Here is a 2,015-nt window from a genome sequence, read left to right on the forward strand (position 1 = left end):
ACGCTTTTGCCGGGTGATCTGAGTTTCACCGAGGATACGGCCGGGAATGTTGCGCTTGGGGCGGCGGTGTTTGCGGATCCGGACAGTGATCCGATCACGGTGACGCTGGCGGTTGATCAGGGCACGTTTGGCACCCCGGCAGATGGGGCGGCTGTTGGCAGTGGCGTGACAGAAATGCTGGTGAACTCGCAGACGATCACGCTTGCGGGCTCGGTCGCCGATATCAACACCTATCTCGATACGGCCTCGAACCTCCAATACACCGGTGCGCAGGATGACACTGGCGACGATACCGCCACGCTGACTGTCACCGCCAACGATGGCAACGGGTCCGGCGACGTGAACCTTGGCTCGGTCAATATCGATATCACAGGCGTGGATGACCCGGCGGTTGCGCAGGATGACACCTTCACCGTTGGCGAATTGGCGACCATCACCGGAGGGGACCTGCATGCCGACAATAGCAATGGGGCAGATACCGACGTTGAAAGCGACGCCTTTGATGTGACCGAAGTCAATGGCGTGGCGGGCAATGTGGGCAGTCAGATCACCCTGGCCTCGGGCGCGCTGTTGACGGTGAACGCAGACGGGACGTTTGATTATGACCCCAATGGGCAGTTCAACGACGAATCCATCGGCACCTCGCCAACGGACAGCTTTGCTTACACGGTCACCGGCGCTGATACCGCGACGGTCACGATCAACGTCACTCTGGACGACGGTGATGAGGTCTTCAACGGCACCACCCAGACCGGCAACTTCAACGGTGGTCCGCTCGGCTCTGACACCGTGTCCTATATCGGATCAGCCACCGGCGTGTTTGCGGATCTGAGCACACCGGGCAACAACACCGGTGACGCGATCGGAGATACCTACACGGACATCGAACAACTGGATGGCAGCAATCACAATGACACGCTGTCCGGCACGGCGGGTGCTGACATTCTGGAAGGCTGGGAAGGCGCGGATCGCCTTGTTGGTCTGGGCGGCAACGATTTCTACTACATCGACAACGTCAATGACGTGATCGTGGAAACCTCGGGCAATGGCACCGCGGACCGGGTGTCGCTGCACCAGATGAGCAACTACACGCTCGGAGCCGGGGTCGATATCGAACTGTTCACCACGGCCAATTCCGGTGGCACCACAGCTATGACCCTGATCGGGAACGAAATCGCGCAGACGATCGTCGGCAACGATGGGGTCAATACTCTGGGTGACGGTGGCGGGGCCGGAGTAGACACCCTGATTGGCCGTGGCGGCAACGATACCTACCGGGTGTATAACGCGAGCACGCAGATCATTGAGTCCTCGTCTCAGGGCACAAATGACCTGCTCGCGGCCGGCCGCGACTTCGTGCTGGACGACGGGGTGTTCATTGAAACGATGACGACGACATCGCGCCGGGCAACCTATGGCCGCGACATCGAAGGCAATACCTCCGCGCAGACCATCATCGGCAATGATGGCAAGAACTTCCTCGGAGACGGCGGCGGGTCGGCCGCCAATGGCGACACGCTGATCGGCGGCCGTGGCAATGATGTCTACATCGTGCGGAATACAGGCACCACGGTTGTCGAGGTTGCAGGCGAAGGCGTCTTTGATCGGGTCTCGACCAGCAAGGATTTCACCCTGTCGGCAGGCTCGCATGTGGAATCGATCAACACCACCTCACGCTTTGGCACTTCGAACCTGAACCTGACCGGCAACGAGCTGGACCAGTGGATCCAGGGCAATGGCGGCAACAACCGGATCGACGCCAAAGAGGGCACCGACGAAATGTCTGGCGAAGGTGGCAATGACACGTTTGTCTTCTCGACCGCTCTGGGGGCCGGCAACATCGACACCATCCGCGATCTCAACGTGACGGACGATCAGATCGAACTGGCCGTGTCCGTGTTCACCAGCCTCTCAGCCGGGTCGCTGGCAGCCACGGCCTTCACTGCAAACACCTCAGGCACGGCACAGGACAGCGATGATCGGATCATCTACGACACCGACAGCGGCGCTCTGCT

At 60.3% G+C, this 2,015-nt stretch carries 1 protein-coding gene; it reads left to right on the plus strand.

The genetic code is table 11. The annotated features are described in order from the left end of the window. The coding region (locus tag ABWV33_RS22390; protein WP_353333960.1) for a beta strand repeat-containing protein at nucleotides 1-2,015 on the plus strand (2,015 nt) is incomplete at both ends.

Origin of the sequence: Phaeobacter sp. NW0010-22 (genome assembly GCF_040365955.1) — a bacterium.
Lineage (GTDB): Bacteria > Pseudomonadota > Alphaproteobacteria > Rhodobacterales > Rhodobacteraceae > OMPR01.